Origin of the sequence: Lentzea aerocolonigenes (assembly GCF_000955955.1) — a bacterium.
In the GTDB taxonomy this organism is placed as follows: domain Bacteria; phylum Actinomycetota; class Actinomycetes; order Mycobacteriales; family Pseudonocardiaceae; genus Lentzea; species Lentzea aerocolonigenes_A.
Genome location: NZ_JYJG01000076.1, coordinates 35,568 through 61,047 on the forward strand (window position 1 = coordinate 35,568; position 25,480 = coordinate 61,047).

At 67.8% G+C, this 25,480-nt stretch carries 22 protein-coding genes; 11 read left to right on the forward strand and 11 right to left on the reverse strand.

All coding sequences use genetic code 11. The annotated features are described in order from the left end of the window. Positions 1 to 25: 25 nt before the first annotated feature. Positions 26 to 802: an NAD(P)H-dependent oxidoreductase gene (locus tag UK23_RS13145; RefSeq protein WP_045311752.1), complete on the reverse strand. Its 777-nt coding sequence runs from the start codon at positions 800 to 802 to the stop codon at positions 26 to 28. A 122-nt stretch (positions 803 to 924) separates the two neighbouring features. On the opposite strand from UK23_RS13145, the gene UK23_RS13150 reads away from it, so the two are divergent. Both UK23_RS13150 and UK23_RS13155 read left to right on the forward strand, forming a co-directional pair. After that, positions 925 to 1,749 carry a helix-turn-helix transcriptional regulator gene (locus UK23_RS13150; RefSeq protein ID WP_045311787.1) on the forward strand — a complete coding sequence of 275 codons (825 nt, stop codon included), beginning with the start codon at positions 925 to 927 and terminating at the stop codon, positions 1,747 to 1,749. A gap of 173 nt (positions 1,750 to 1,922) precedes the next feature. After that, entirely contained in the window at positions 1,923 to 3,536 is a 1,614-nt protein-coding gene (locus UK23_RS13155; RefSeq protein ID WP_045311753.1) for a glycosyl hydrolase family 18 protein, read from the forward strand. Between the two features lie 51 nt (positions 3,537 to 3,587). Here UK23_RS13155 and UK23_RS13160 read toward each other — a convergent pair whose 3' ends face one another. The 4 genes from UK23_RS13160 to UK23_RS13175 form a co-directional block, all read right to left on the reverse strand. Beyond that, complete coding sequence (locus UK23_RS13160) at positions 3,588 to 4,655, reverse strand: serine hydrolase domain-containing protein (protein ID WP_156213070.1); 1,068 nt, start codon at positions 4,653 to 4,655, stop codon at positions 3,588 to 3,590. Between the two features lie 2 nt (positions 4,656 to 4,657). Then, entirely contained in the window at positions 4,658 to 5,749 is a 1,092-nt protein-coding gene (locus UK23_RS13165) for a serine hydrolase domain-containing protein (RefSeq protein WP_045311754.1), read from the reverse strand. 88 nt (positions 5,750 to 5,837) lie between these two features. After that, positions 5,838 to 6,932 (reverse strand): serine hydrolase domain-containing protein, encoded by a 1,095-nt coding sequence (locus tag UK23_RS13170; protein WP_231114492.1) that lies wholly within the window; start codon positions 6,930 to 6,932, stop codon positions 5,838 to 5,840. Positions 6,933 to 6,948: 16 nt separating this feature from the next. Beyond that, positions 6,949 to 8,226 (reverse strand): M14 family zinc carboxypeptidase, encoded by a 1,278-nt coding sequence (locus tag UK23_RS13175; protein ID WP_045311755.1) that lies wholly within the window; start codon positions 8,224 to 8,226, stop codon positions 6,949 to 6,951. A gap of 360 nt (positions 8,227 to 8,586) precedes the next feature. Between UK23_RS13175 and UK23_RS13180 the strand changes: the two genes are divergently transcribed. Continuing rightward, positions 8,587 to 9,351, forward strand: a complete 765-nt coding sequence (locus tag UK23_RS13180; protein WP_045311756.1) for an alpha/beta fold hydrolase — start codon at positions 8,587 to 8,589, stop codon at positions 9,349 to 9,351. On the opposite strand, the gene UK23_RS13185 is transcribed toward UK23_RS13180, so the two are convergent. Together UK23_RS13185 and UK23_RS13190 are read right to left on the reverse strand one after the other, a co-directional pair. Further along, a complete protein-coding gene (locus UK23_RS13185; protein ID WP_045311757.1) occupies positions 9,326 to 11,500 on the reverse strand; it encodes an ATP-dependent RecD-like DNA helicase in 2,175 nt (724 codons plus the stop codon). The two genes, UK23_RS13180 and UK23_RS13185, sit on opposite strands and share 26 nt — an antisense overlap. Further along, complete coding sequence (locus tag UK23_RS13190) at positions 11,497 to 11,901, reverse strand: carboxyl transferase domain-containing protein (RefSeq protein ID WP_045311758.1); 405 nt, start codon at positions 11,899 to 11,901, stop codon at positions 11,497 to 11,499. The genes UK23_RS13185 and UK23_RS13190 overlap by 4 nt, the downstream gene beginning before the upstream one ends. Positions 11,902 to 12,046: 145 nt before the next feature. Here UK23_RS13190 and UK23_RS13195 point away from each other — a divergent pair, with 145 nt between their 5' ends. The 5 genes from UK23_RS13195 (at position 12,047) to UK23_RS13215 (ending at position 20,710) form a co-directional block, all read left to right on the forward strand. Continuing rightward, positions 12,047 to 12,736 (forward strand): response regulator transcription factor, encoded by a 690-nt coding sequence (locus UK23_RS13195; RefSeq protein WP_063778065.1) that lies wholly within the window; start codon positions 12,047 to 12,049, stop codon positions 12,734 to 12,736. Beyond that, the gene (locus UK23_RS13200; protein WP_045311760.1) at positions 12,733 to 13,731 is read left to right on the forward strand and encodes a HAMP domain-containing sensor histidine kinase; all 999 of its coding nucleotides are present in this window, start codon (positions 12,733 to 12,735) and stop codon (positions 13,729 to 13,731) included. Before UK23_RS13195 ends, UK23_RS13200 begins: the two co-directional genes overlap by 4 nt. A 523-nt stretch (positions 13,732 to 14,254) precedes the next feature. Further along, entirely contained in the window at positions 14,255 to 15,679 is a 1,425-nt protein-coding gene (locus UK23_RS13205) for a DUF4153 domain-containing protein (protein WP_156213071.1), read from the forward strand. Between the two features lie 100 nt (positions 15,680 to 15,779). Further along, positions 15,780 to 19,517 (forward strand): Pls/PosA family non-ribosomal peptide synthetase, encoded by a 3,738-nt coding sequence (locus UK23_RS13210; protein WP_082114620.1) that lies wholly within the window; start codon positions 15,780 to 15,782, stop codon positions 19,515 to 19,517. Further along, positions 19,514 to 20,710 (forward strand): M1 family metallopeptidase, encoded by a 1,197-nt coding sequence (locus tag UK23_RS13215; protein ID WP_045311791.1) that lies wholly within the window; start codon positions 19,514 to 19,516, stop codon positions 20,708 to 20,710. Before UK23_RS13210 ends, UK23_RS13215 begins: the two co-directional genes overlap by 4 nt. Here UK23_RS13215 and UK23_RS13220 read toward each other — a convergent pair whose 3' ends face one another. Genes UK23_RS13220 through UK23_RS13230 form a run of 3 tightly spaced genes read right to left on the reverse strand, consistent with a single transcriptional unit; the run spans position 20,711 to position 21,800 of the window. After that, positions 20,711 to 21,091, reverse strand: coding sequence for a hypothetical protein (locus tag UK23_RS13220; RefSeq protein ID WP_045311762.1), 381 nt, complete (start codon positions 21,089 to 21,091; stop codon positions 20,711 to 20,713). A gap of 8 nt (positions 21,092 to 21,099) precedes the next feature. Beyond that, positions 21,100 to 21,450, reverse strand: a complete 351-nt coding sequence (locus UK23_RS13225) for an Imm8 family immunity protein (RefSeq protein ID WP_082114621.1) — start codon at positions 21,448 to 21,450, stop codon at positions 21,100 to 21,102. After that, a complete protein-coding gene (locus UK23_RS13230; protein ID WP_156213072.1) occupies positions 21,447 to 21,800 on the reverse strand; it encodes a hypothetical protein in 354 nt (117 codons plus the stop codon). Before UK23_RS13230 ends, UK23_RS13225 begins: the two co-directional genes overlap by 4 nt. Positions 21,801 to 21,990: 190 nt before the next feature. Between UK23_RS13230 and UK23_RS13235 the strand changes: the two genes are divergently transcribed. Further along, on the forward strand, positions 21,991 to 23,070 hold the full coding sequence (locus tag UK23_RS13235) for a mechanosensitive ion channel family protein (protein ID WP_045311765.1): 1,080 nt from the start codon (positions 21,991 to 21,993) through the stop codon (positions 23,068 to 23,070). On the opposite strand, the gene UK23_RS13240 is transcribed toward UK23_RS13235, so the two are convergent. Further along, a complete protein-coding gene (locus tag UK23_RS13240; RefSeq protein ID WP_045311766.1) occupies positions 23,063 to 23,410 on the reverse strand; it encodes a MerR family transcriptional regulator in 348 nt (115 codons plus the stop codon). The two genes, UK23_RS13235 and UK23_RS13240, sit on opposite strands and share 8 nt — an antisense overlap. A 43-nt stretch (positions 23,411 to 23,453) precedes the next feature. Here UK23_RS13240 and UK23_RS48595 point away from each other — a divergent pair, with 43 nt between their 5' ends. Further along, positions 23,454 to 24,134, forward strand: coding sequence for an alpha/beta fold hydrolase (locus tag UK23_RS48595; protein WP_052684624.1), 681 nt, complete (start codon positions 23,454 to 23,456; stop codon positions 24,132 to 24,134). Continuing rightward, entirely contained in the window at positions 24,131 to 25,477 is a 1,347-nt protein-coding gene (locus UK23_RS13250; protein WP_045311767.1) for an MFS transporter, read from the forward strand. The genes UK23_RS48595 and UK23_RS13250 overlap by 4 nt, the downstream gene beginning before the upstream one ends. Positions 25,478 to 25,480: the final 3 nt, after the last annotated feature.

The following is a 25,480-nucleotide window of genomic DNA, read 5'->3' on the forward strand; positions in this document are numbered from 1 at the left end:
GTAAAGGTTTACTCACAGTTGACAGTCAGCGGACGTGCAGTCCGAAACCCTTTCGGCCCGCGGGTTCCAGTCCTCCCTTCAGGTGCAGCGAGGGGATCTCGTAGTCGCCGAAGTTCTGCCGCCGGAACGCGATCGGCTCGGTCGACTCCAGCGTGAGCAGCCGCTGCTCCCACGCTTTGGCCACGTCCGCGTAGTCGTCACCGGCCATCCGGTCGACGCCGTGCAGGACGAACGGCGGCAGCACCTCGATGCCGGGGTAGTAGAGGATGCCGTGCTGGATCGGGAACAACAGGTCGTCGATGGGCCCGTTGATCCCACGAGGTCCGTAGTGCGACTCCGGACCGCCGGCGGTCACCGACAGCAACGCCTTCCGGCCCGCGAGCGTGCCTTCGCCGAAGCGATCGCCGTACCTGATGTCGCTGTGCTCGCCGACGCCGTAAGCGAAGTTGTAGGTGAACACCCGGTCCACCCAGCCCTTCAGGATCGCGGGCATCGTGTACCACCACAGCGGGAACTGGAAGATGATCGTGTCGGCCCACAGCAGCTTCTCCTGCTCGGCGCGGACGTCCTCGGTCAACGTCCCGGCGTCGAAGGCCCGGCCAGAGTCCAGCGCGACCTTCAACGGGCTTGAAGCGTGCGGGCCGTAGTCCGCGGCGTCCACGGTCGCTTTCCAGTTCATCGCGTACAGATCGCTCACCCGCACCTCGTGCCCGGCGGATTCCAGTGTGGACACCGCGAGGTCCTTCAACGAGCCGTTGAGCGACTTCGGCTCGGGGTGGGCGTAGACGATCAGCGTCTTCACGGGAGCTCCTTCGGATCGGATGACCTCGATCCTGGGCGCCGCGAAGCGCGGTGTTCAGGGACTGGACTTCCTGGTACTGGCAGGACCAGGTGCGGAAGCTCCGACGCGGGCACAGTGGAGGGGTGGACGACCTTGCAGGCTTCCTGCGGACCCGGCGTTCCCGCGTCGAACCGGCTTCCGTCGGCATCCCCACCGAGAGGTACCGCCGCGTCGAAGGGTTGCGCCGCGAGGAGATCGCGCACCTGTCCGGCGTGAGCGTCGACTACTACGTGCGCCTCGAACAGGGCCGCGCCACCCAGCCGTCCGAGCAGGTCCTCGACGCGCTGGCCCGCGTGCTCGGCCTGGACGAGACCGAACGCGAACACCTCCACCGGCTCGCCCGGCAACGCCGCCGCGGCAGGAAGACACCGGGAACCCAGGTCCGGCCTGAGCTGCTGCGCGTCCTCGGCCTGGTCACCGGCGCACCCGCGCTGATCATGAACCACCGCATGGACGTGCTCGCGGGCAACCACCTCGCCGAACTGCTCTACGGCCGGCCGCTGCAGGGCATGAACACCGCCCGGCACATCTTCCTGGAGGAGACCGAGCTGTACGCGGGCTGGGAGCAGTGCACCCTCGACGTGGTCGGGCACCTGCGCCTGGCCGCGGGCAAGTACCCGGACGATCCCCGGCTGGCCTCGCTCGTCGGCGAGCTGGCGATGGGCAGTGAGCGCTTCCGCCGCCTCTGGGCCCGCGCGGACGTGCGGGCCCGCGCGCACGGCCGCAAGACCTATCGGCACCCGCTGGTCGGGCTGCTCGAACTGCACCAGGAGAACTTCTCGCTGCCGTCCGAGTCCGGAATGGAGCTGCTGGTGCTGTCCGCACCTCCCGGCAGCCCCGCCGAGGACGGACTGCGCCTCCTCGCGAGCTTCGCCGCGGCCGAACGCTTTGACACGGAACAAAGTTAGCGCTGCCGTCTCGCGAACACGCGAATGGTTAACCAAGTAGACAAAGACTGGACATCCAGCGTCCCGCAACCGTTTTCGGACTGCTCCATTCGAGTGACGGCAGAGGTCTAGACCTTGACCTTCGAGTGGTCTAAACCACATCGTTCCGGTACCCCCTGCGACTGAGGAGACCGATGTCCAAGTTCCGATGGCATCTCGCTGCTCTCTTCGCGGCCGTCGCCGCGATGGTCCTCGGTATCGTCGTCGTCCCCGCTGCTAGCGGTGCCGGTGGCGTGTCCGCCACGTTCTCCAAGGGTTCTGACTGGGGAACGGGCTTCGAGGGCAAGTACACGATCACGAACAACAGCACGGCGGCCCTGACGTCGTGGACTGTCGAGTTCACGATGCCCGCGAACCACCGCGTCACCTCGCTCTGGGACGGCTCGTACACCACGTCCGGCCAGGTCGTCACGGTCAAGAACACCTGGAACGGCAACGTCGGTGCCGGCCAGTCGGTGAGCTTCGGGTTCAACGGCGCGTACTCCGGCACGTTCGCCGCGCCCACGAACTGCAAGCTGAACGGCGGCTCGTGTGAGTCGGGCGGGACCAACCCGACGACGACCACCAGCACGACCACCACCACGACTACGACCACCACCACGACGACCACGACGACGGGCAACCCCCAGCCCGGTGGCAAGATCAACCTCGGCTACTTCACCGAGTGGGGCACCTACCCCGCGACGAACTACCTGCCGAAGAACATCGACACCTCCGGTACCGCCTCGAAGATCTCGCACATCAACTACTCGTTCGGCAACGTCTCGAACGGGCAGTGCACGATCGGCGAGTCGTTCCCGGCGATCGAGAAGTCGTACACGGCGGCCGAGTCGGTCGACGGTGTCGCGGACGTGTGGGACGCGCCGGTGCGCGGTGCCTTCAACCAGCTGATCAAGCTGAAGAAGAAGTACCCCAACCTCAAGGTGCTGTACTCGTTCGGTGGCTGGACCTGGTCCGGTGGCTTCGGCCAGGCCGCGCAGAACCCGGACGCGTTCGCTCAGTCCTGCTACAACCTGCTGAAGGACCCGCGCTGGAACGGCCTGTTCGACGGCATCGACATCGACTGGGAGTACCCGAACGCCTGTGGTCTGAGCTGCGACACCAGCGGTTCCGAGGCGTACGTGAACCTGATGCGCTCGCTGCGCAACAAGTTCGGTCAGAGCTTCCTCGTCACGTCGGCCATCACGGCCGACGGCACGTCCGGCGGCAAGATCGACGCCGCGAACTACGGTGGCGCCGCGCAGTACGTGAACTGGTACAACGTCATGACGTACGACTACTTCGGTGCCTGGGCGGCCCAGGGTCCGACGGCTCCGCACTCGCCGCTGACCAACTACAGCGGCATCCCGACCGCGGGCTTCTACTCGGACAACGCGATCCAGAAGCTGAAGAGCAAGGGCGTCCCGTCGTCCAAGCTGCTGCTGGGCATCGGGTTCTACGGCCGCGGCTGGGCGGGCGTCACGCAGTCGGCACCTGGCGGCACGGCGACCGGCCCCGCGCCGGGCATCGAGCCGGGCATCCAGAACTACAAGGTGCTCAAGACGTCGTGCCCGTCCAACGGCACGGTCGCGGGCACGGCCTACGCCAAGTGCGGTGACCAGTGGTGGAGCTACGACACACCGGCCACCATCGGCGGCAAGATGACCTACGCGAAGAACCAGGGTCTCGGTGGCGCCTTCTTCTGGGAGATGTCCGGCGACACCTCGAACGGTGAGTTGGTTTCCGCGATGAGGAACGGCCTCGGCTGATCCTCACAACGCCGGGAGGGGAGCTGGGTCAACCCAGCTCCCCTTTTGTTTTCAGCAGAAGACCTTCTCCAGCAACCGGAAGGCGGCATCGCCCGGAGTGCCACCGTTCGCGGCCTGCGTGATGGAGAGCGTCACGCGCTTGTCCTGCGTGCCGATCATCATCGTCGCGTAACCGTGGATCAAGCCGTCGTGGCCGTAGATCGTGGTGCAGGACAACTGGGCGACGGCGACGCCCAGGCCGTAGTCAGGGCTTTGCGGCGTGGTCTTCGTGAGCTCCTTCTGCTGCTCGGGTTTGAGCAGCTTGCCCGCCAGCAGCGCGTTCAGGAACGTGTCCAGGTCGCGGGTCGTCGAGATCATCTCCCCCGCTGCCCCGCCCCACGACGGGTTGAGGCGCGTGACGTCGGTCGGCTTGCCGTCCGCGTCCTGGTAGTAGCCGTGGGCGTGCGGGCCCGGGATGTCCAGGTCGTTGCCCGGCAGCACGGTGTCGCCCAGGCGCAACGGCTTCAGGATCCGCTGCTCGACCGCCTTCGCGTACGGCCTGCCGGTGATCTTCTCGATCAGCAGGCCGATCACGATGTAGTTGGTGTTGGAGTAGCTGTGCTGTGCGCCGGGCTCGAAGGCGAGCGGCCGGCTCGTGCCGATCTCGACCAGGTCGAGCGGATCCCACGTCCGGTAGCGGATCGACGGGAAACCGGCGGGGTCCAGCGGCAGCGCTTCCGAGTAGTCGAAGAGGCCGCTGGTGTGCTGCAGCAACTGGCGGATCGTGATGCGCTTGTCGACCAGTCCGGGAAGGTGGCGGTCCACCGGTTCGTCCAGGGCGAGCTTGCCCTCGCCGGCCAGCTGCAACGCCACTGTGGACACGAACGGCTTGGTGTTGCTGCCGATGCGGAACCTTCCGTTGTGCGGCACGGGTTTGCGGGATCCGTACTCGGCGAATCCTGATCGGAACGTGCCGAGGCCGGTGACTCGTGCCTGGACTCCCAGCGCGCCACCATCGGTGGTGAGCTCGTCGATGATCTGTTGCACGGCCTCCCGTTGCCCTGCCGAAGCCGGTGCCGCAGAAGCGACACCGGCGGTGGCGAGCAGGGTGGCCGCGGTGAGTGCGGCTACCAGTTTCATGATCAGCAGAAGACTTCCGTCAGGAGTTTGTTGAACGCGTCGCCGGGGTTGCCGGTGACCGGCGCGCTGGTGGCGTTGAGCTCCAGGCGCTTCTTGCTGTCCGGCGTGGTCAGCATCTGTGACGAGTAGCCGGGGATGCCGCCGCTGTGACCCCACACCTTGGTCCCGCAGGGCAGGGTCTCGACCTGCAGACCGAGGCCGTAGCCGGGGCTGACCGCGGTGGTCCTGCTCATCTCCTGCTGTTGCGCGGGCTTGAGCAGCTTGCCGCCGGCCAGCGCGGTGATGAACGTGTCGAGGTCGCGGGTCGTCGAGATGACCTCACCGGCGGCCCAGGCGACCGACGGGTTCAGGCGGGTGATCTCGGACGGCTTGCCCGCCACGGTCCAGTACGCGCGGGCGTGCGGACCGTGGATGTTCGGGTTGTCGCCCGGCAGTTCGGTGTCCTTGAGGCGCAACGGCTTCAGGATCCGCTGCTCGACCGCCTGCTCGTACGGACTGCCGGTCAGCTTCTCGACGAGCAGGCCCGCGACGATGTAGTTCGTGTTGGAGTAGCTCCACTTCGTGCCGGGCTCGAAGTCGAGTGGCTTGCTCGTGGACATCGCGAGCATCTCGGCCGGTTCCCAGTGCTTGTAGCGGATCTTCTCGAACTCGTCCGGGCTGAGCGGCAACGCGTCGGTGTAGTTGTAGAGGCCGCTGGTGTGCTGCAGGACCTGGCGGACGGTGATGCGGCTGTCGATCAGGCCCGGCAGGTAGCGGACCACCGGCGCGTCCAGGTCGACCCTGCCCTCGCCCGCCAGCTGGAGCATCACCGTCGACACGAACGTCTTGGTGATGCTGCCGACGCGGAACCGTCCGTCAAGTGGCACCGGCTGGTTGCTGTTGAGGTCGGCCTTGCCGGAACGGGCGGTGAAGCGCTGCCGTCCGTCGGTCACTCTCGCTTGCACGCCAAGGCCTCCCCCGCCCTGCGTGATCTGGTCCAGAGCCTGCTGGACGACCTTGCGATCGACGCTCTGCTCGTCGGCGAGAGCGGTTCCCGCGGTGGTCAGTGCCAGCAGGCTCGCTGCGGTGATGGTGGCTACCAGTCGAATCCCCATGCCTCACACCTTGGCGAGGAACGACGATCCGGCGCATCAGCCTTGAGTCGCACCGAAGCCCTAGGGGCTTCCCTTGGTCCGCTCAGGGTCAGCAGAACACCTCGTTGAGGATCGCGTGGTAACCGGCCGTCGGGTCGCCCGTGCCGAGGCCCGCGGTGGCGGACAGTTCCGCGCGGCGCTCGAGGTCCGGGCTGTAGAACGCGTAGCTGCCGTAACCCGGCACGCTGCCCGTGTGGCCGAGAACCGTGGTGCCGCACGGGGTCGGCTGGATGAACAGGCCGAGTCCGTACTGCGGGCTGACCGGCGTGGTCTTCACCAGCTCGGCCTGCTGGGCGGGCTTGAGCAGCTTGCCGCCGATCAACGCGGTGTAGAAGGTGTCGAGGTCGCGAGGGGTCGTGACGACGTCGCCCACCGCCCAGAACACGGACGGGTTGAAGCGGGTGGTGTCGGTCGCCTTGCCGTTCACCAGGCCGTACGAGTGCGCGTGCGGGCCGTGGATGTTCGGGTCGTCGCCGGGGAACGTGGTGTCGCCGAGGTGCAACGGCCTGAGGACGCGTTGCTGGACCGTGCGCTCGTAGGACTGCTTGGTGATCTTCTCGATGAGCCGGCCGAGGATGACGAAACCGGTGTTGTTGTACTCCCACTTGGTGCCCGGCTCGAACTGGAGCGGCTTGCTCGTCGAGATCGCGATGATCTCCTCTGGCGTCCAGTGCTCGTACCGGATCGGTTCGAAGTCCTGCGGGCTGAAGCCGATGGCGTTGGTGTAGTTGAAGAGACCGCTGGTGTGCTGCATCAGCTGACGGACGGTGATGCGCGAGTCGACCAGGCCGGGCAGATAGCGGACGACAGGTGCGTCCAGCTCGACCTTGCCCTCGCCGGCGAGCTGGAGCACGACCGCAGAGGTGAACGACTTGGTGATGCTGCCCGCGCGGAACCGGCCGTTGACCGGCACCGGGCGCTCATTCCCGAGCTCCGCGGAGCCGGAGCGGGCGGTGAAGCTGTGCCGGCCTTCCGTGACGCGCAGTTGCACGCCCTGGGCCGCAGTGGCCGTGATCTGGTCCAGGCCCTGCTGGATGACCTTGCGGTCGATCTGCTGGTCGTCGGCGACCGCGGTGCCGGAGAAGACGACACCGGTGAAGAGCAGGCTGGTCGCGGCGAGCGTGGCGAGCAATCGAATCCCCATGACACCCAAGATGCCGTCAGTAGGGCTTGTGCGCCGCATTCATGGCCGAAACGAGCATGGAACGCACTTTCGGCCAATGCGCGTCCTTCTGACACGAGTAGGGCGGCAGGAAGCCGCCGCACGTGCCCGACGAAGCGCCGATCTCCCAGACGAAGCTCGGCACGCCCAGGTCTTCGTACACCCAGTCGTCCGTGGCACCGGACGCGTTGTAGAGCACCTCACCCGGTTGGCCCGCTTGGAACCCCGACAGCGAGGCCATGTCCTGCGCCATCTTGCGGAGAGCGGCGTCGTTGCCCGTCTTCTGCGTGCTCCAGCCCCACGGGAACAGCACGTAGTTGCCGTAGCTGTGCATGGAGATCACGGCGCCGGTGGTGTCGGCAGCGGCGGCCGCGGTGTCGCCCGGCGCGCGGGTGTCGCGGTAGAGCTTGCGCCACAACGACTCCAGGGCCTGAGTCTCCACCTCGGAGTCAGCGCGCGAGCCCCGGTAGATGTCGCTGCACTTGTTCGCCGACGTGCCGACCTCACCCCAGTGCGAGCCGGCGTTGCGGTTCAGGTCGACACCGCGTGGGCCGGACGAGCAGTCGCCGTGCGCGTTCTTGCGGTGCAGGACGGGCGAGTCACCGCCGGACTCGACGATCTCGACGCCGTCCGGGTTCGCGATCGGCACGACCCAGACCTCGAGATCGCCGAGCATCGCGGTGAGGTCGGAGCTGACCAGGTCATCGATGAAGCGCCACGCCATGTCGCCGGTGGTGATCTCACGCGCGTGGAGCTGTCCCATCACGAACAGGCGCGGTTTCGGCGCGGTCGGCGTCAATGCGCAGTCACCAGAAGTTTTCCGGGTGATGCAGATGGCTTTCAGGTCATATCCGCCAGAGCCCTGGGTCTTGCGCCAGGAGTCGCCGTAGTCGACGACCGTGGCGAGATCGGGATGGGCCTGAGCGACCTCGTCGAGATGGGCGATATGAGCGGTGACCGTTCGGTAGCCGCCGTAGTAAGTCGCGTCTCCGAGAGAGCGCGGCGCCCATTGAGATGGAGGCATCGCCGTCTCGACAGAAGGCCGGAAACCATCCGATCGGAGCTCATCAGCGGTGTGCGCGTCGCCGACGACGAACAGGTCCGCACCATCGCGTTGCTCCAGCACGTCGTAGCCGCTGCCGAGCAGACGTTGGGCCTCAGCACCGAGAGGAGCGGGCACACGCAGCACGAACGTCGCTTGTGGACCTTCCGCCGGTGCCGGTGCGGGGCTGAGGAGAAGGCCGAGACAGGCGAGCAGGGCCAGAGCGGTGCGCATGATCGACGATGATGGGCTGTCCGGGTGAGACACGCCAGTTCGTTCGACCGACCGGATGATTACCGTCCGGTGCTTGGGATCGGGAAACGGGCCACTTGGTGCTCTGTGACGAAAGTCAATAGCATTTCACCCAGCATCGCAGCGGTTATTGTGCTGGCAGGCCGAAACCGACTCGACAAGCGAGGTCCGCACAAACCCCTTGAGAAGTCGACAGGAGTTCACAGCCATGGATCATCTCTACAACGACGGTGTCGCTGAGATCTCCTACGACTTCCCCTGGCGCGGTTCTCTCGCGGACGACGACGAGGGGTTGGAGCCGACCATCGTCCGCAGCATGGATTGACCTATCGGGGGTTCCCCATGTCCGGCCTGTCCACCGTCGTCAAGGGCACCGGCCCTGCCCTGCTGCTCGTGCACGGCGCGGGCGGCAGCGTCCAGGCCAACTACGGCCCGATCCTCGGGACCCTCACCCAGTACTTCACCGTCATCGCGCCGGATCTGCCGGGCTCCGGCAGCTCACCGAAGGGCGCGGGGCCGCTCGACCTGGAGAAGCTCGCGGACGACCTCGTGGACGTCGCGGTGCAGGCCGGGCACGAGTCGTTCTTCGTCTGCGGCTACTCGATGGGCTGCGCGGTCGCGGTCACGGCTGCGGTGCGGCACCCCGAGCGGGTGCGCGGGCTGGTGCTGAGCACGCCGTTCACGAAGATCGACGCCGCCACCCGGGCCAAGATCGACGAGTGGAAGTCGTTGCTGGACGGGTCACGCGCGGTGCTGTCGCGGTTCATCCTGTCGGTGATGTGCAGCCGGGAGTACCTGGCCCGGCTCACACCCGCGCAGGCAGAGGGCTTCGCCGAGCTGATCGGGGCGAGCGTGCCGACCGGGTCGCCGGCGCACGTCGACCTGATTCTGAAGATCGACCTGTCCGAGGTGCTGCCGCGGGTGTCGCAGCCGACGCTGGTGATCGGCGCGTCCGGTGACCAGCTGCTGTCGCGCAACCTCGGCAAGGAGGTGTCGGATCTGATTCCGGGTTCGAAGTACACCGACATCGCGTGCGGGCACGCGATCGCGCTGGAGTCCGCGATGCCGTGGGCGCGGCTGATCACCGACTATCTGACGTCTGTCTGAGGCGGTAGGCCAGCGCGGTGTGGCGGCGGCCTGCGCCCACCGTGCGGACGGCCTGGCCGATGGCTTTCTTGCTGCCGACGAGAACGACGAGTTTCTTCGCGCGCGTGACGGCGGTGTAGAGCAGGTTGCGCTGCAGCATCATCCACGCGCTGGTCGTGATCGGGATGACCACGCACGGGTACTCGCTGCCCTGCGAGCGGTGGATGGTCATGGCGTACGCGTGGCTGAGCTCGTCCAGTTCGGAGAACTCGTAGTCGACCTCTTCGTCCTCGTCGGTGCGGATCGTGAGCTTCTGCTCGACCGGGTCCAGGGCGATGACGTTGCCCAGGGTGCCGTTGAAGACGCCGTTTTTGCCCTTGTCGTAGTTGTTGCGGATCTGGGTGACCTTGTCGCCGACCTTGAACACCCTGCCGCCGAACCGTTTCTCGGGCAGGTTCTCGCGCGACGGCGTCAGAGCTTCTTGCAGGATCGTGTTGAGGGCGCCTGCTCCTGCCGGGCCGCGGTGCATCGGGGCGAGGACCTGGATGTCCTTGCGCGGGTCGAGCCGGAACTTGCGCGGGATGCGGTTCGCCACGACGTCGACGGTCATCGTGGCGGCTTCCTCGGCCTCGTCGGTGCTGAAGAGGAAGAAGTCCGGTAGCCCTTGCACCTGCGGGTAGTCGCCGCTGTTGATGCGGTGCGCGTTCGTGACGACGCCGGACTCCTGGGCCTGCCGGAAGATGTGCGTGAGGCGGACGTTCGGAATCGGGCTTCCTTGCGCCAGCACGTCTCTGAGCACCTCGCCCGCCCCGACTGACGGCAGCTGGTCGACGTCGCCGACGAGCAGCAGGTACGCACCGGGCGGGACGGCCTTCACGAGTTTGTTGGCCAGCAACAGGTCCAGCATCGAGGCCTCGTCGACCACCACGAGGTCGGCGTCGAGCGGGTGGTCGCGGTCGTACGCCGCGTCGCCGCCGGGCCTGAGTTCGAGGAGCCGGTGAACGGTGCGGGCTTCGTGGCCGGTCAGCTCGCTGAGGCGCTTGGCGGCACGCCCGGTGGGCGCGGCCAGGACGATCTTCGCCTGCTTGGCCTGGGCCAGGCGGACGATCGAGCGCACGGTGAAGCTCTTGCCGCAGCCCGGGCCGCCGGTCAGCACGGCGACCTTCTGCGTGAGTGCCAGCTTCACCGCTTCTGCCTGGTGCTGTTCGAGTTCCGTGCCGAGCCAGGCGAACGCCTTGTCCCAGTTGACGTTCGCGAAGCCGGGCATGCGGTCGTCGTCGCTGTGCAGCAGGCGTTTGAGCTGCGCGGCCAGCGAGATCTCGGCGCGGTGGAACGGGATCAGGTAGACGGCGACCTCGTCGTCCGGGAACTCCTCGCGAACGACGCCCTCCTCCTCGACGAGCTCTGCCAGGCAGTCGATCACCAGGCCCGCGTCGACCTGGAGGATCTTGATGGCGTCCGCGATGAGGGACTGTTCCGGCAGGTAGCAGTTGCCGTCCGTGGTGGCCTCGGACAGCGTGAACTGCAGGCCGGCCTTGACGCGTTGCGGGCTGTCGTGCGGGATGCCGACGGCTTTCGCGATGACGTCCGCAGTCTTGAAGCCGATGCCCCAGACGTCGTTCGCCAGGCGGTACGGCTCTTCCTTGACGACCTCGATGGCCTTGTCCGTGTACTGCTTGTAGATCCGCACGGCCAGCGACGTGGAGACGCCGACGCCCTGTAGGAAGATCATGACTTCCTTGATGGCCTTCTGCTCTTCCCACGCCGCCGCGATGGCCTTGGTGCGCTTGGGACCGAGCTTCGGGACCTCGATGAGGCGTTCCGGCTCGTGCTCGATGACGTCCAGCGCGCCGACGCCGAAGTGGGTGACGATCTTGTCCGCGAGCACCGGGCCGATGCCCTTGATCAGGCCGGAGCCGAGGTAGCGGCGGATGCCCTGGATGGTCGCGGGCAGGATCGTCGTGTAGTCGTCGACGTGGAACTGCTTGCCGTACTGCGGGTGCGAGCCCCAGTGACCGCGCATCCTGATCGACTCGCCCGGCTGGGCGCCGAGCAACGCGCCGACGACCGTGACCAGGTCACCGCGGCCGGTGTCGACCTTCGCGACGGTGTAGCCGTTGTCCTCGTTGGCGTAGGTGATCCTCTCCAGGACCGCTTCGAGGACGTTCATGGGCCGAACTTACAGAACGCCTCCACCAGGGCGCGGCGGGCGTCGCGCGGGTCAGCGAAAGAAGCGCAGGTCGTCTCGGCGATCATCGTGACGTGCGCCGGGCCCGTGACCAGGGTGATCCTGGGGACGGCGCTCTCCGCGAACGCGTGCAGCAGCGCGCCGCCGTGCACTTCCCCGCCGGGTTGCGGTGAGCCGGCGATGGCGATGAGCGGGATGCCGAACGCGTCGCACATGCGCACGAACCGCGCGCCCTGCTCCGCCGTGGCCGCGTCGAGCGGGCCGGACTCCTCGACTACGCCGACCGTGCGGCCGTCGAGCCTGCCCAGGCTGGCCTTGAGGGAGTGGCTGCTGCCGAGCAGCAGCGGGGCGGCGTCGAGGAGCTGCGAGGTGAGCCCGTCCATGTTCGGAGCCTAATTAAATGGTTCGCCTTGTTAACAGTGCGTGCGCTCCTGGTTTCGGTAACCGAGCGGTAACTGATCGATCTCTGCACACGATCTTCACAACTTGTCCCGGCGTCCTCCACTTCCTCCCCATAAAGTCGCCGCCATGACAGGTCAGCGCCGGGTGCTCGTCGTGGAGGACGACATCACGATCGCCGAGTCCGTGGCCGCCCGGCTGCGGGCCGAGGGGTTCGTGGTGTCGGTGGCTCATGACGGGCCGTCCGGGGTGGCTCAGGCCGCCACTTTCGTGCCTGACCTGGTGGTTCTGGACGTGATGCTGCCGGGGTTCGACGGGCTCGAGGTGTGCCGGCGGATCCAGGCGTCGCGTTCGGTGCCGGTGCTGATGCTGACCGCGCGGGGGGACGAGACCGATCTGCTGGTCGGGCTCGCCGTGGGGGCGGACGACTACCTGACGAAGCCGTTCTCGATGCGGGAACTGGCGGCTCGGGTGCACGTGCTGCTGCGTCGCGTGTCACGGGCAGTGGCTTCTCGGTCGTTGGAGCTCGGGGATCTGGTGATCGACCTGGCGGCGCGGCGGGTGTCGCGGTCGGGCGTCGAGGCTCATCTGACGCCCACCGAGTACGACCTGCTGGTGTTCCTGGCCGAGCGGCCGTCCGCCGTGCAGGCCAGGGAGCGGTTGCTGGCGGAGGCGTGCGGGTGGCACGAGGGGGCTTCGTCGCGGACGGTCGACAGTCACGTGAAGGCTCTTCGCCGCAAGCTCGGGCCCGACCTGATCCGGACCGTGCACGGGGTGGGGTACGCGCTGGAGGTTCCCCAGAAGAAGGTGTCTCAGTGAACTGGGTGCTGGGCTTGCTGGACAAGCTGCCGCGGCCGTTGGACTCGGTGCGGTCGATCAAGCTCAAGCTCGGGATCGTCATCGTGGTGTCGGGATGCGTGTCGTTCGCCTACTTCCGTTACGTGACTGGCTGGTTGCCGCCGCGGACGACCTTGATCGCTCTGGTGCTGGGTTTGCTGACGTCGCAGTTGCTCGCGCACGGCATGACTTCGCCGTTGCGGGAGATGACTTCCGCGGCCCGGTCGATGGCTTCCGGGGACTACTCGCGGTCGGTGCGGGCGACGTCTTCGGACGAGGTCGGGCAGCTGGCCGAGGCGTTCACGGTGATGGCTTCGGATCTTGCCGCGGCGGATCAGCAGCGGCGGGAGTTGATCGCGAACGTGTCGCACGAGCTGCGGACTCCGATCTCGGCTTTGCAGGCCGTGCTGGAGAACGTGGTGGACGGGGTGGCTGTCGCTGATGCGGCGACGATGAGGACGGCACTGGCGCAGACCGAACGGCTCGGGCGGCTGGTGACCGAGCTGCTGGACCTGTCGAAGATCGACGCTGGGGTTCTTTCGTTGAACCGGGAGACGTTGTCGGTGTCTTCCTTGGTCGCCGACGTGGTGGCCGAGGCTGCTGTCGCCGCGCCTGCTGCGTCGTTCTCGATCGACGTGCCCGGGGATTTGACGGTGCTGGCCGACGGGGAACGGCTGCACCAGGTGCTGGTGAACCTGGTGGACAACGCCGCCCGGCACGGACCCACCGGGGGGTTGGTGTCCGTGTCCGGGTATCTCGCTGGTTCTTGTGTGGTGCTGGAGGTTCGGGACGAGGGGCCGGGAATCGCTCCGGCTGACCGGTCGCGGATCTTCGAGAGGTTCACCCGAGGGGAGAGGGCGGGTGGTGGTGGGACCGGGCTCGGTCTCGCCATCGCCCGGTGGGTGGTGGACCTGCACGGCGGGACGATCGCCGTGGTCGACCCCGGGTCGTGCATCCGGGTGACTTTGCCTCGCTGACGTTCTTGCTGACTTCGTTGTAGCTCGGTTCTTGCTCACGCCGCTGGGCGGTGTGACGGTGAAGCGCGCCCATTTTCGGGCTTGGGAGAGAGACATGACGGACACACCTGACACGCCCGACTCCGCTGAGTCGTCGTCTTCGGACGAGGGGGCTGTTGCGCGGCGGCGGTATCGGCACTTCCGAAAGGTCGGGTATCGGCCGGTTGCGGGTGGGCCGGCGGGTTCTGGGGGCTCGCCGGACCCCGACGAGGTGGACGAGGTCGAAGAGCCCGCCGAGGAAACCGACAGCGCCGAAGAGGCTGTCGAGGAAACCGACAGCGCCGAATCGGCTGTCGAGGAGGCCGAGGCAGGCTCCCGCAGGGGTACCCCCGAGCCGGGAACCCCTGCATCTCAACGTACTCAGGGGGTCCGACAAGGTCAGGTCGCGACCGCCACCCTGCCTCCGCCGTCACCGTGGCAGGGGCCGGCTCGCTACCCCACCGCAGGCCCAGCGGTCGTGCCAGCGGCGCCTGGCGTGCCGTTCATGCCCTGGTGGACCCCACCTGTCGACCCCGCACCCGCGAAGGTCATGGTCGTCGGCCTCGTCGCGGGCCTGGCCGCGGCGTTCCTGGCCCCGCCCAACAACGGCATCGGCTGGTTCCTGGCAGGGCTGTTCGGCGTCGGCGCCGTCCTCTACTACGCGGGCAAGCCGACCGTCGAGCGTGCGCTCTGGCTGGCGGGCGCGCTGGCGTTCCTGGCGATGGGTTTTCTCCGTGCCGCCGAGTGGATCTTCCCGCTGTGCGTCATGGCCTCGTTCCTGTGCGGCTCGATCGCCATGGCGGGCGGGAAGACCGTGCGTGGGCTGATCTTCGGCGCGCTCGGGGTCGGACTCGGTGGGCTGCGGTCGATTCCGTGGGTCGCCAAGGGGCTCAGCAGGCGCGGGCCGATCGGCATCAGGCCGTTCATCTCGGTCGGAGTGGCGTTGGTGCTGCTGCTGATCTTCGGGTCGTTGCTGGCCGGCGCGGACCAGGCGTTCGGGAAGTTCCTCGAGGGGCTGGTGCCGGACCTCGACGTCGGCGTGTACGTGCGGATGGGCTTCTTCGGGGTGGTGGCGGCGCTCGGGGCGTTGGGTGCGTGCTACCTCGTGGCGGCGCCTCCCCGCATCAACGAGGACGCGGAGGCCAAGCCGGGTGCGTTGCGGGTCAAGGACTACGCGCTGCCGGTCGGTGTGCTCGTGGTGCTGTTCGCCGGGTTCGTCGGGACGCAGCTCGCGGTTCTCTTCGGTGGCGAGAAGTACGTGATGGAGACGGCGGGCGTGACGTTCGCCGAGTACGCGCGATCCGGGTTCTGGCAGCTGCTGTGGGTCGCGATCCTGACGCTCGGCGTCATCGCCGGCGTGGGGCACTTCGCGGCCAAGAAGACCAAGCAGGAGCAGTTGTGGCTGCGGGTGTTGCTCGGCTCGCTCGCCGTGCTGACGCTGGTGATCGTGGCCAGTGCGTTGAGCCGCATGTGGTTCTACCAGCAGGCGTACGGGTGGACCGTGCTGCGGCTCCTCGTTTCGTCGTGCGAGGTGTGGCTCGCCGTCGTGTACCTGATGGTGATCGCGGGCGGGATCTCGTTGCGCGCCAACTGGTTGCCCAAGGCGATCATCGGGACCGGGACGGCGTTTCTCCTTGCGGTGATGGTGATGAACCCCGAACGAGTGGTTGCCGACTACAACGTGTCGCGGTTCGAAGCCACGCAGAAGATCGACACCGGCTACCTGTCGACGTTGACGGAGGACGCGGTGCCCGCGCTGGTCAGGTTGCCTGAGCCGCAACGGTTCTGCGCGCTGAAGTGGGTGCGGGACCGCAACGTGGAGCAGGACTGGCGCGACTTCAACCTGGCGCGGCACAACGCGAAGAAGTCACTCGAAAGTGTTCCGGTGACTGAGACCACCTGTGAATCGGGTTACTGGGGCGACAGGTAGTGGGTTAACTCACGGTAAAGTGGCGGGTCCACAAGTTGCCGAGAGGGTGAGAAGTGACGCTGTCGTGACCATTGCGGCCGGACCCGTTGTTCTTCGATCGATGTTCACGGCAGGGGATGCGCCCGCACCGCGCACACTCCTGGACATCGTGCGCGCGAGTGCCACCGAGCACCCGAACGCGCTGGCCGTCGACGACGGCGCCACCGCACTCACGTACCGCGAACTGATCACCGAAGTACTGGAACTCTCCGAGAAGCTCGCCGCCGAGGGCGTCGGGGTCGGCGACCGCGTCGGCATTCGCGTGCCGTCCGGAACGGTGGACCTCTACGTCTCGATCCTGGCCACCCTCGCGGCGGGCGCGGCTTACGTGCCCGTCGACTTCGAGGACCCGGACGAGCGCGCCGAGCTCGTTTTCGGTGAGGCGCAAGTGAGTGCCGTGCTCGGCGAAGGCCGATCCGTTGTGCTGCACGGCACTCCGCTCGGTGTACCCGGCGAGCCCGGTCTCGACAACGACGCGTGGATCATCTTCACGTCCGGCTCCACCGGCAAGCCCAAGGGCGTTGCCGTGACCCACCGCAACGCCGCTGCGTTCGTCGACGCGGAAGCGCGGCTCTTCCTGCAGGACGATCCGATCGGCCCGGAAGACCGCGTGCTCGCGGGACTTTCCGTCGCGTTCGACGCCTCCTGCGAGGAGATGTGGCTCGCGTGGCGTTACGGCGCGTGCCTCGTGCCCGCGCCGCGTTCGTTGGTGCGCACGGGAATGGACCTCGGCCCGTGGCTCGTCGAGCAGGAGATCACCGTCGTCTCCACGGTTCCGACGCTGGCCGCGCTGTGGCCGGTCGAGGCACTGGACGACATCCGGCTGCTGATCTTCGGTGGCGAGGCCTGCCCGCCGGAGCTCGCCGAGCGGCTCGCCGTGGACGGCCGCGAGGTGTGGAACACTTACGGCCCAACCGAAGCGACCGTTGTCGCCACTGCCGCGCAGCTGACCGGCACGGGTCCGGTGCGCATCGGTCTGCCGCTGGACGGCTGGGAGCTCGCCGTCGTGGACGCGGCGGGCGAGGTCGTGCCGATGGGCGAGTCCGGCGAACTGGTGATCGGTGGCGTCGGACTGGCGCGCTACCTGGACCTCGCGAAGGACGCCGAGAAGTACGCGCCGCTGCCGTCGATGGGCTGGGACCGCGCGTACCGCAGCGGTGACATGGTCCGCGCCGAGCCCGAGGGTCTGTTGTTCCTGGGCCGCGCGGACGAGCAGATCAAGCTCGGCGGCCGTCGCATCGAGCTGGGCGAGGTCGACGCGGCCCTGCAGGCTCTCGACGGCGTGGCCGGTGCCGCCGCCGCCGTGCGCACGACGCGTGGTGGCAACCAGATCCTCGTCGGCTACGTGGTGGTCGACGGCGAGTTCGACCAGACCGCCGCGGTGGACACGCTGCGCGCCGAACTGCCTGCCGCGCTGGTCCCGTTGATCGCCGTGGTCGACACCCTGCCGACGCGCACGTCCGGCAAGGTCGACCGCGCCGCGCTGCCGTGGCCGCTCGAGTCGATGGACACCGCCGGCGTGGTGTTCTCGGGTCTCGAAGGCTGGCTGGCCGAGCAGTGGGCGGCCGTGCTGGGTTCCGGTCCGGCTTCCGAGGACGCGGACTTCTTCGCGTCCGGCGGTAGCTCGCTGTCCGCGGCTCAGCTCGTCTCGATGGTGCGCACGCGCTACCCGAGCACCTCTGTCTCGGACATCTACCAGAACACGACGCTGCACAAGCTCGCGCGGCGCCTGGAGTCGTACGGTCAGACGGCCGAGGTGCGCGAGGTCGCGCCGACGCCGCGCTGGGCCGGTGTGCTGCAGACGCTGCTGATGATTCCGCTGCTCACCATCTCCGGTGCGCGCTGGGTCGTTGCCCTGACCGCACTCTCGAACGTGCTGGGCTGGACTTCCGTTTCCTGGTGGTGGGTCGTCGCCGGGTGGGCGGTGTTCATCTCCCCCGCCGGCCGTCTCGCGGTCTCCGCCGGTGGCGCACGGCTTTTGCTCCGCGGCGTGAAGCCGGGCGAGTACCCGCGCGGTGGCTCTGTCCACATGCGACTGTGGACCGCCGAGATGCTGGCGCAGATGTCGCGTGCCACCGAGCTTTCCGGCTCGTGGGTCACGCACTACGCGCGGGCGCTGGGCGCGAAGATCGGTCCCGGCGTCGACCTGCACTCGCTGCCGCCGGTCACCGGCATGCTGAAGGTCGGCCGCGGTGCCGCCGTCGAGCCAGAGGTGGACCTGTCCGGCTGGTGGCTGGACGGCGATCGTCTCGTGCTGGGCCGCATCCGGATCGGCGCCGGAGCGACCGTTGGCGCTCGCAGCACGCTGTTCCCCGGTGCCCGCATCGGCAAGCGCGCCGAGGTGGCTCCTGGTTCGGGTGTCATCGGTTCGGTGCCGACGGGTCAGCGCTGGGCCGGTGTGCCCGCGATCCGCGAGGGCAAGTCGGCGCGCTCGTTCCCGTCGCGTCGCCCGTCGCGCTCGCACTTCTGGAACCTGATGTACGGCGTGTCTTCCGGCCTGCTGGGCGCGTTGCCGTTGCTGGCAGCCGCTCCTGCCCTGCTGTACGTGCTGCGCCAGCCAGTGACGCTGGTATCGGCGCTGTGGGACGTCCCCGTCGCTTCCGCGATCTGGTTCGGCTCCTACGCGCTGCTGGTGCTCGTTTCCGTGCGACTGCTGGGCATCGGCATGCGCGAGGGCTACTACCCCGTGCACAGCCGCGTCGCGTGGCAGGCGTGGACGACCGAGCGCCTGATGAACAACGCGCGCACGGCCCTGTTCCCGCTCTACGCCTCGCTGTTCACGCCGGTGTGGCTGCGGCTGCTGGGCATGAAGGTCGGCCGCCACGTCGAAGCGTCCACGGTGGTCGCGCTGCCGAAGATGACCCGCGTGGGCGACGGCGCCTTCCTGGCCGACGACACGATGGTCGCGACCTACGAGCTCGGCGGCGGCTACCTGCGCATCGCCGAGGCTCGGGTCGGCAAGCGCGCGTTCCTCGGCAACTCGGGCATGACGGCGCCGGGCCGCAACGTGCCCAAGGGCGGGCTCGTCGGCGTGTTGTCGGCTGCTCCGAAGCGGGCCAAGGCGGGATCGTCCTATCTGGGCATGCCTCCGATGAAGCTGCCGCGTGCCGCTGAGGTTTCCGACCAGTCGCGCACTTTCAACCCGCCCAAGCACCTGATGTGGGCGCGGGCCCTGGTCGAGCTCTGCCGGTTCGTCCCGGTGATGCTGAACGTCGCGCTGGTCGTGCTGGTGCTGTTCGCGCTGAAGGAGTTCGGGCTCTGGTGGTCCGGCGTCGTGCTGCTGGGCGCCGGTGTCGCCGCCTGCCTGGTGGCCGTGATCGCCAAGTGGGTGCTGGTGGGCCGCTTCAAGGTGCGTGAGTACCCGCTGTGGTCGGCGTTCGTGTGGCGCAACGAGCTGGCGGACACGTTCGTCGAGGTGCTCGCGGTGCCGTGGCTCGTGGGCTTCTCCGGTGGCACGCCGATCATGAACTTCTGGTTGCGTTCTTTGGGCGCGTCCGTCGGCCGTGGCGTGTGGTGCGAGTCGTACTGGCTGCCTGAGGCGGACCTGGTTTCCCTGGGCGCCGGTGCTTCGGTCAACCGCGGCTGCGTCGTCCAAACGCACCTGTTCCACGACCGAATCCTGCGCATGGACCGGGTGTCCCTCGGTCGCGGCGCTACTTTGGGCCCGCACGGCATCGTCCTGCCGGGTGCGACGGTCGGCTCCGACACCACGATCGGACCCGCCTCGCTCGTCATGCGCGGAGAGGATGTACCGTCGGGAACCCGTTGGCTGGGCAACCCGATCTCCGCGTGGACATGAGCTTCTCCGTACACCATTACGCAGTAGAGCTTGACTACAAGCCGCACTCCGCACGCCTTTCCGGGCGTGCGGTGCTGCAGGCTTCCTGCACCTCGTTGTCGTCGTTCTCGTTGTCCTTCGGTCCCTTGCGGATCTCGAAGGTGCTCGTGAACGGCAAGCCCGCGCGCTATGCGCACACGGGCGGTGTCCTGAACATCCGCGCGGCCGTGCGCGGCCCGTTCTCGGTCGAGGTCCGCTATTCGGGCATGCCGGTGCCGGTGCACACGCCGGAGTGGGGCGATGTCGGCTGGGACCAGCTCACGGACGGCTCGATCGTGGCCTCGCAGCCCATTGGCGCGCCATCGTGGTTCCCGTGCCTGGACGTGCCTTCCTCGAAGGCGTCGTACCACCTGGAGATCACCGCGCCCTCGCCGTACACGGTGGTGTGCAACGGGGTTCTGGTCGACGGCAAGGTGTCCGGCAGCACCACGCGCTGGACCTACTCGATGGCCGCCCCGATGGCCACGTACCTCGCGACCGTCCAGATCGGGCAGTACGTCGAGGCGCTGCCGGGCGTGTGGGCACCCGCGCGGCTGCGCCGGCTGGTCGCGCACGACTTCGCCCGGCAGAACCAGATGATCGAGCTGTTCTCGTCCTTGTTCGGCCCGTACCCGTTCACCACCTACTCGGTCGTGGTGACCGACGACGAGCTGGACGTTCCCGTTGAGGCGCAAGGACTGTCGACGTTCGGCGCCAACCACGTGGACGGCCGGCGCGGCTCCGAGCGGCTGGTGGCGCACGAACTGGCGCACCAGTGGTTCGGCAACTCGGTGGGCATCGCCTCATGGGAGCACATCTGGCTCAACGAGGGCTTCGCGTGCTACTCGGAGTGGTTGTGGTCCGAGGCTTCCGGTGGCCGCTCCGCCGATGCTTGTGCGGCCGGGGCACGGGATCTGTTGCGGCGGTTGCCACAGGACCTGGTGATCGGACGGCCCGCGCGGGCCGACTGGTTCGACGACCGAGTCTACAAGCGCGGGGCCCTGACGGTGCACGCACTGCGCCGCGCGATGGGTGACGACTCGTTCTTCGCGCTGCTGCGGGAGTGGTGTGCGCGGAACCGGCACGGCGTGGTGACGACCGAGGACTTCCTGTCGCTGGCAGGGCATCGCGATCTGCTCACGCGCTGGCTGTTCGAGCCCGCGCTGCCCGCCTGACTACAGGGTGTACGGGTAGAGACGGATTTCGGGCACCCGGAAGGAGATCAGGCCGCCCTCGACCAGTTCTGCTCTCCGGTGCACGATCTCGACGAACGTGAGGTTCGGACCCGTCCGCACCACCACGCACGTGTCGACACCGCCGTGGACCCGCTCGACCTGACACCTGATCCACACGTCGAAGCCGGCCTCGGCTCCCACGAGGGCGGGCTCGCCCGCGGCCGCCGCCCACTCCTCGACCACCGGCAGGTCCAGCTCGACGTCGAACTCCCTGGTCCCGACGCCCGGCTCCATCCAGCGGCCGGACGCCGACCCGAAGTCGGAGCTGAAGAACACCAGCCCCTGCGCCGGGTCCAGGATCTTCAGAACTTCGATTCGCACCGCACTCCTCAGGCGTAGTCCTCGAACTCGTAATGGCCGAGGCGCGTCAGGCGTTCGGCGACCTCGGCCCACGTCGCACCCTCGACCCGCTCGATCGCCGACCTGACCGAGCCGAGGATCTCACCGATCTTCGACGTGCCGGCGATGACGAACGACTTGCCGAGGACGACTCGCTGAGACTCCACCGTGGACGCCAGTCCGGTGAGGGTGCTCACAGTGAACTGGAGCGACTCCTCGCCTTCGCCGTCCGCGGGGCCGACGAGCGCCTGCAGCAGGAACGAGAAGTCGTCCGGATCGTCCGGGCGGAAGTCCACCAGGTCCACGTCCGGGCTGATGAAGTGCCGCACGCTCGCCCTCATCGGGCCTCCAGCGCGGAGAGGGCGACATCCCGCACGTCGCCGTCCTCGTCCCACTCCACACCGGCGATGAAGCGGTCGAGGACGTCCCGGTACCGGTCTGCCTCACCCCAGAACGTGCACAGCGTCTGCACCGCGAGCCGTGCCAGCATCGGGTCCTCCGAGCAGTCCAGGAACGATTCCACGATCCGGCGGTGTCGCGTCGCACGTGTCCTGGCGATCACGTAGAGCAGCGAGTACGTGTCCTCGTCCAGAGGCTCCGACGTCAGGCGAGCCGCCACGGCGTCGACCTCCGCAGCGGACAACGTGCCTTCCTTGGCGCGTAGGACGAGCTGTTCCACCGAGATCCTCATGCGGTGAGCGTCCCATTTCGGAGGGTGCCAATGCGCACGCCTTTTAGCGGTGGAGATCGCCAGGACCCGCCTGGCCGGATGGCGGCCCGGCTGGGCCGCACAAGCGGTTGCGGGACTGAGCGTCGAGTCACAAGCACGTGTTCCCCACCCCAGACGCCGGGTACCCGGCCTCGATACGGGAGGAGGAAATGTGCTGTTCGTGGTTCTCGGCTGCTCTGTGGCCTTCGCGTTGCTGGTGGTGGAGGTGATCCACCGGCTGGTGCGCCGCTTCACACACAGCGGCAAGATGTACCGGCCCGGTCAGGTGTTCGGGGCGCTGCTGGCCGCGCAGATAAGCCTGAGCGTGTACCCGGTCAACCTGCCGATCACCCTGCACGTGCTGGGAATCGCGCTGATCATGGCCGGCGCGTGGCTGCTGTCGGCGTTCATCAGCACGTTGGTGGACATATCGCTGTCGCGCATCAGGACTGACGTCACGGACAACCGCCACGCACGGCGCGTGCACACGCAGGTCACGCTCATAAGGCGGCTGGCGTTGGTGGTCATCGGGGTGTTGGCGGTCGGCGCGATTCTGATGACGTTCCCAGGGGCGCGCGCGGTCGGATCGACGGTGCTGGCGTCCGCGGCGGTCATCGGTGCGGTGGCGGCGTTGGCGGCGCAGTCGTTGCTGGGCAACGTCATTTCGGGGATGCAGATCGCGTTCAGCGACGCCATCAGGCTGGATGACGTTGTGGTGGTGGAAGGCGAGTGGGGGCGGGTCGAGGACATCACGCTCACGTACGTGGTGATGCACCTGTGGGACGACCGGCGGCTGGTGCTGCCGACGTCGTACTTCCTCAAGACCCCCTTCGAGAACTGGACGCGCACGCAGTCGGCGTTGCTGGGGACGGTGGAGCTCGACCTCGACTGGACCGTGCCGGTGGAGGCGATGCGGCAGGAGATGCGGTCGATGCTCGAGGGCAGCGATCTGTGGGACGGGCGGGTGTCCGTGCTGCAGGTGACAGCCGCGACGCAGGGGTTTGTGCGGCTGAGGGCGCTGGTCAGTGCGGCCGACGCGGGCAAGTTGTGGGATCTCAGGTGTTTGACCAGGGAACACCTGGTGGACTGGGTGCAGCGACACCACAACGGTGCGTTGCCGCAGGTCAGGACGCGGGCGGTCACCGGAACCAAACGCCTGCAGCCGGCCAGCGACCAGCACACGGACGCGCGGGTGTTCGGCGAGAGCGTGGACGGGGCGCAGCGGGAGCAAGCGTTTGCGGGGCCTAAGTAGAACGCTCCAGGATGCCGGCGATCAGGCCTCGGCACCGGGCGATCTCGGCGGCCTGCGAGTCCAGGCGGGCCACCTCGGCGCGCAAGGTCGCCAGCAGGTCGCTGCACGGGTCGAGGCGTGGTGAGGCGTCCATGACGCACGGGAGCAGCAGCGCGATGGTCGCGACGGGCAGGCCGACGTTCAGCAGGGCCTTGATGCGTCGAACCGTTTCGACCTCGGCAGGACCGTAGGTTCGATAGCCGTTCGACGAGCGCGAAGAAGTCAGCAACCCGCACTGCTCGTAGTAGCGGACGGAACGGGTGGAGACGCCGCACTCAGCGGCCAGTTCGCCGATCAACACGCCTTGACCTTGACACTGATGTCAAGCCTTACGGTCGGAAACCATGAACGTGATCGTGCACGGGGTGCATTCGGTTTCCGAGGACTGGACACAGGTCGGCGCGCTGCTCGGCCCGACAGAAGTACCGGACAGGCGGGGACGCAAGGGCGTGCCGTTGCCGGACGACTACAGCCTGCGGACCGAGATCGACGACCTGCACCGCACACTCGACCTGCACGAGAGCAAGACGCTCATCGGGCACAGCTACGGCGGCCTCATCGCGCTGCTGACCGCCCAGGAACGGGACGACCTCGAAGCCCTGGTGCTCTACGAACCCGCCCTCTACATCAACAGCGCCACGCTGGACAACGTCGGTGACGCGCTGCGCAGAGGCGACCGGGACGCGGCGTTGGAGATCGTCCTCACCAAGATCGCGGGTGAGCAGGAGTTCCGCGAGGCCGATCCCGAAGGCTGGCTCGCGGCGCAAGAGCTGCTGGACACGACGTTCCGCGAACTGTCCGCGATCGACACCTACCGCTACGAGCCGCCTAAGCTGCGGATCCCGGTCACCGTGCTCCTCGGCGAGCGGACCGGCCACATCTTCGGACCGGCTGCGCGGGACGTCGTCGAGGACACCGGTGGCACGTTGCTCACGCTCGAAGGCGAAGGCCACATCGCGCACGTGACGAACCCGGAACTTCTGGCCGCGACGATCCGGGAGGCATCCACCACACTGAGCGGATGAGAACCGGGGACCAGGTCGTCCAGAGCCTGCCGTGGCGGTGGCGCGCGCAGGGCACGATCTTCGTCATCGGCGGGCTCGGGTTCCTGTTCGACGCGTGGGACGTCACGCTCAACGCGTTCCTGATCCCGCTGGTCAGCGCCGAGTGGGGCCTCAGCCTCGGCGAACGCGGGTGGGTCGGCACGGCCAACCTCATCGGGATGGCCGCCGGAGCGTTCGCCTGGGGTGCGGTCGCGGACACCATCGGGCGCAAGAAGGCGTTCAGCCTCACGATCCTGATGTTCTCGGTCTTCACGGTCCTCGGGGCCGCGTCGCCGGACTTCCTGACGTTCTGCGTGTTCCGGTTCCTCGCCGGAGTCGGGCTCGGCGGGTGCATCCCGGTGGACTTCGCGCTGGTCGGTGAGTTCACGCCCGCGAAGGTGCGCGGCAGGGTGCTGGCCGCGATGGACGGGTTCTGGCCGCTGGGCGCAACGTTGTGCGGCCTCACGGCGGCCTTCTTCGCGGACCTGGGCAGTTGGCGGATGCTGATGCTCACGATGGTGCTGCCCGCGCTGCTGCTGTTCTGGATCCGCCGGGGAGTGCCCGAGTCGCCGATGTTCCTCGTCACCAAGGGCAGGCCGGCGGAGGCCAAGAAGGTCATCGACGACCTGGTCGCCAGAACAGGAGCGCCGCCAGAAGAGTGGCAGCTCCCCGAACCCCAGCAGGCCCAGCGCCTCTCCCCCAAGACCATGTTCGCGCAGCTCAAGGACATCTGGCGGTTCGACCCGAAGCGCACCGGCGCGATGTGGCTGATGTTCCTCGCCGTGTTCCTGCTGTACTACGGCGCCGTCACGTGGCTGCCGAGCATCCTCAAGGCGCAGGGGTACGGGACGTACGCGGCGTTCATGGTCACGACGGGGACCGTGGCGGTGGGCATCGTCAGCTCGCTGATCAGCGCGTGGCTCGTGGACGTGTTCGGGCGCAAGTGGGTCATCGCGGTCACGGCGCCGCTCGCGTCGTTGGCGCTGATCATGTTCGCGTTGCAGATCAACGTCGACACGGCCGCGAAAGCCTGGATCACGCTCTACGGGATGCTGATCCAGATCGCGATCCCCGCGCTGTACGCGTTCGCGCCGGAGCTGTACCCGACGCACCTGCGGGCCAGCGGGTTCGGGTGGGCCTCGACGATCAGCCGGATCGGCGCGGCGTTCGTGCCGGTGCTGCTCGGGGCGATCCTGTGGCCACGGCTGGGGCTGCCGCTGACGTTCGCGGTGATCGGGGTCGTGGTGGTGGGCGGCGTGATCATGATGATGCTGACGGTGCCCGAAACGAAGATGCAACCACTCGCCGAGGCCGTTCCGTCCTAGCCG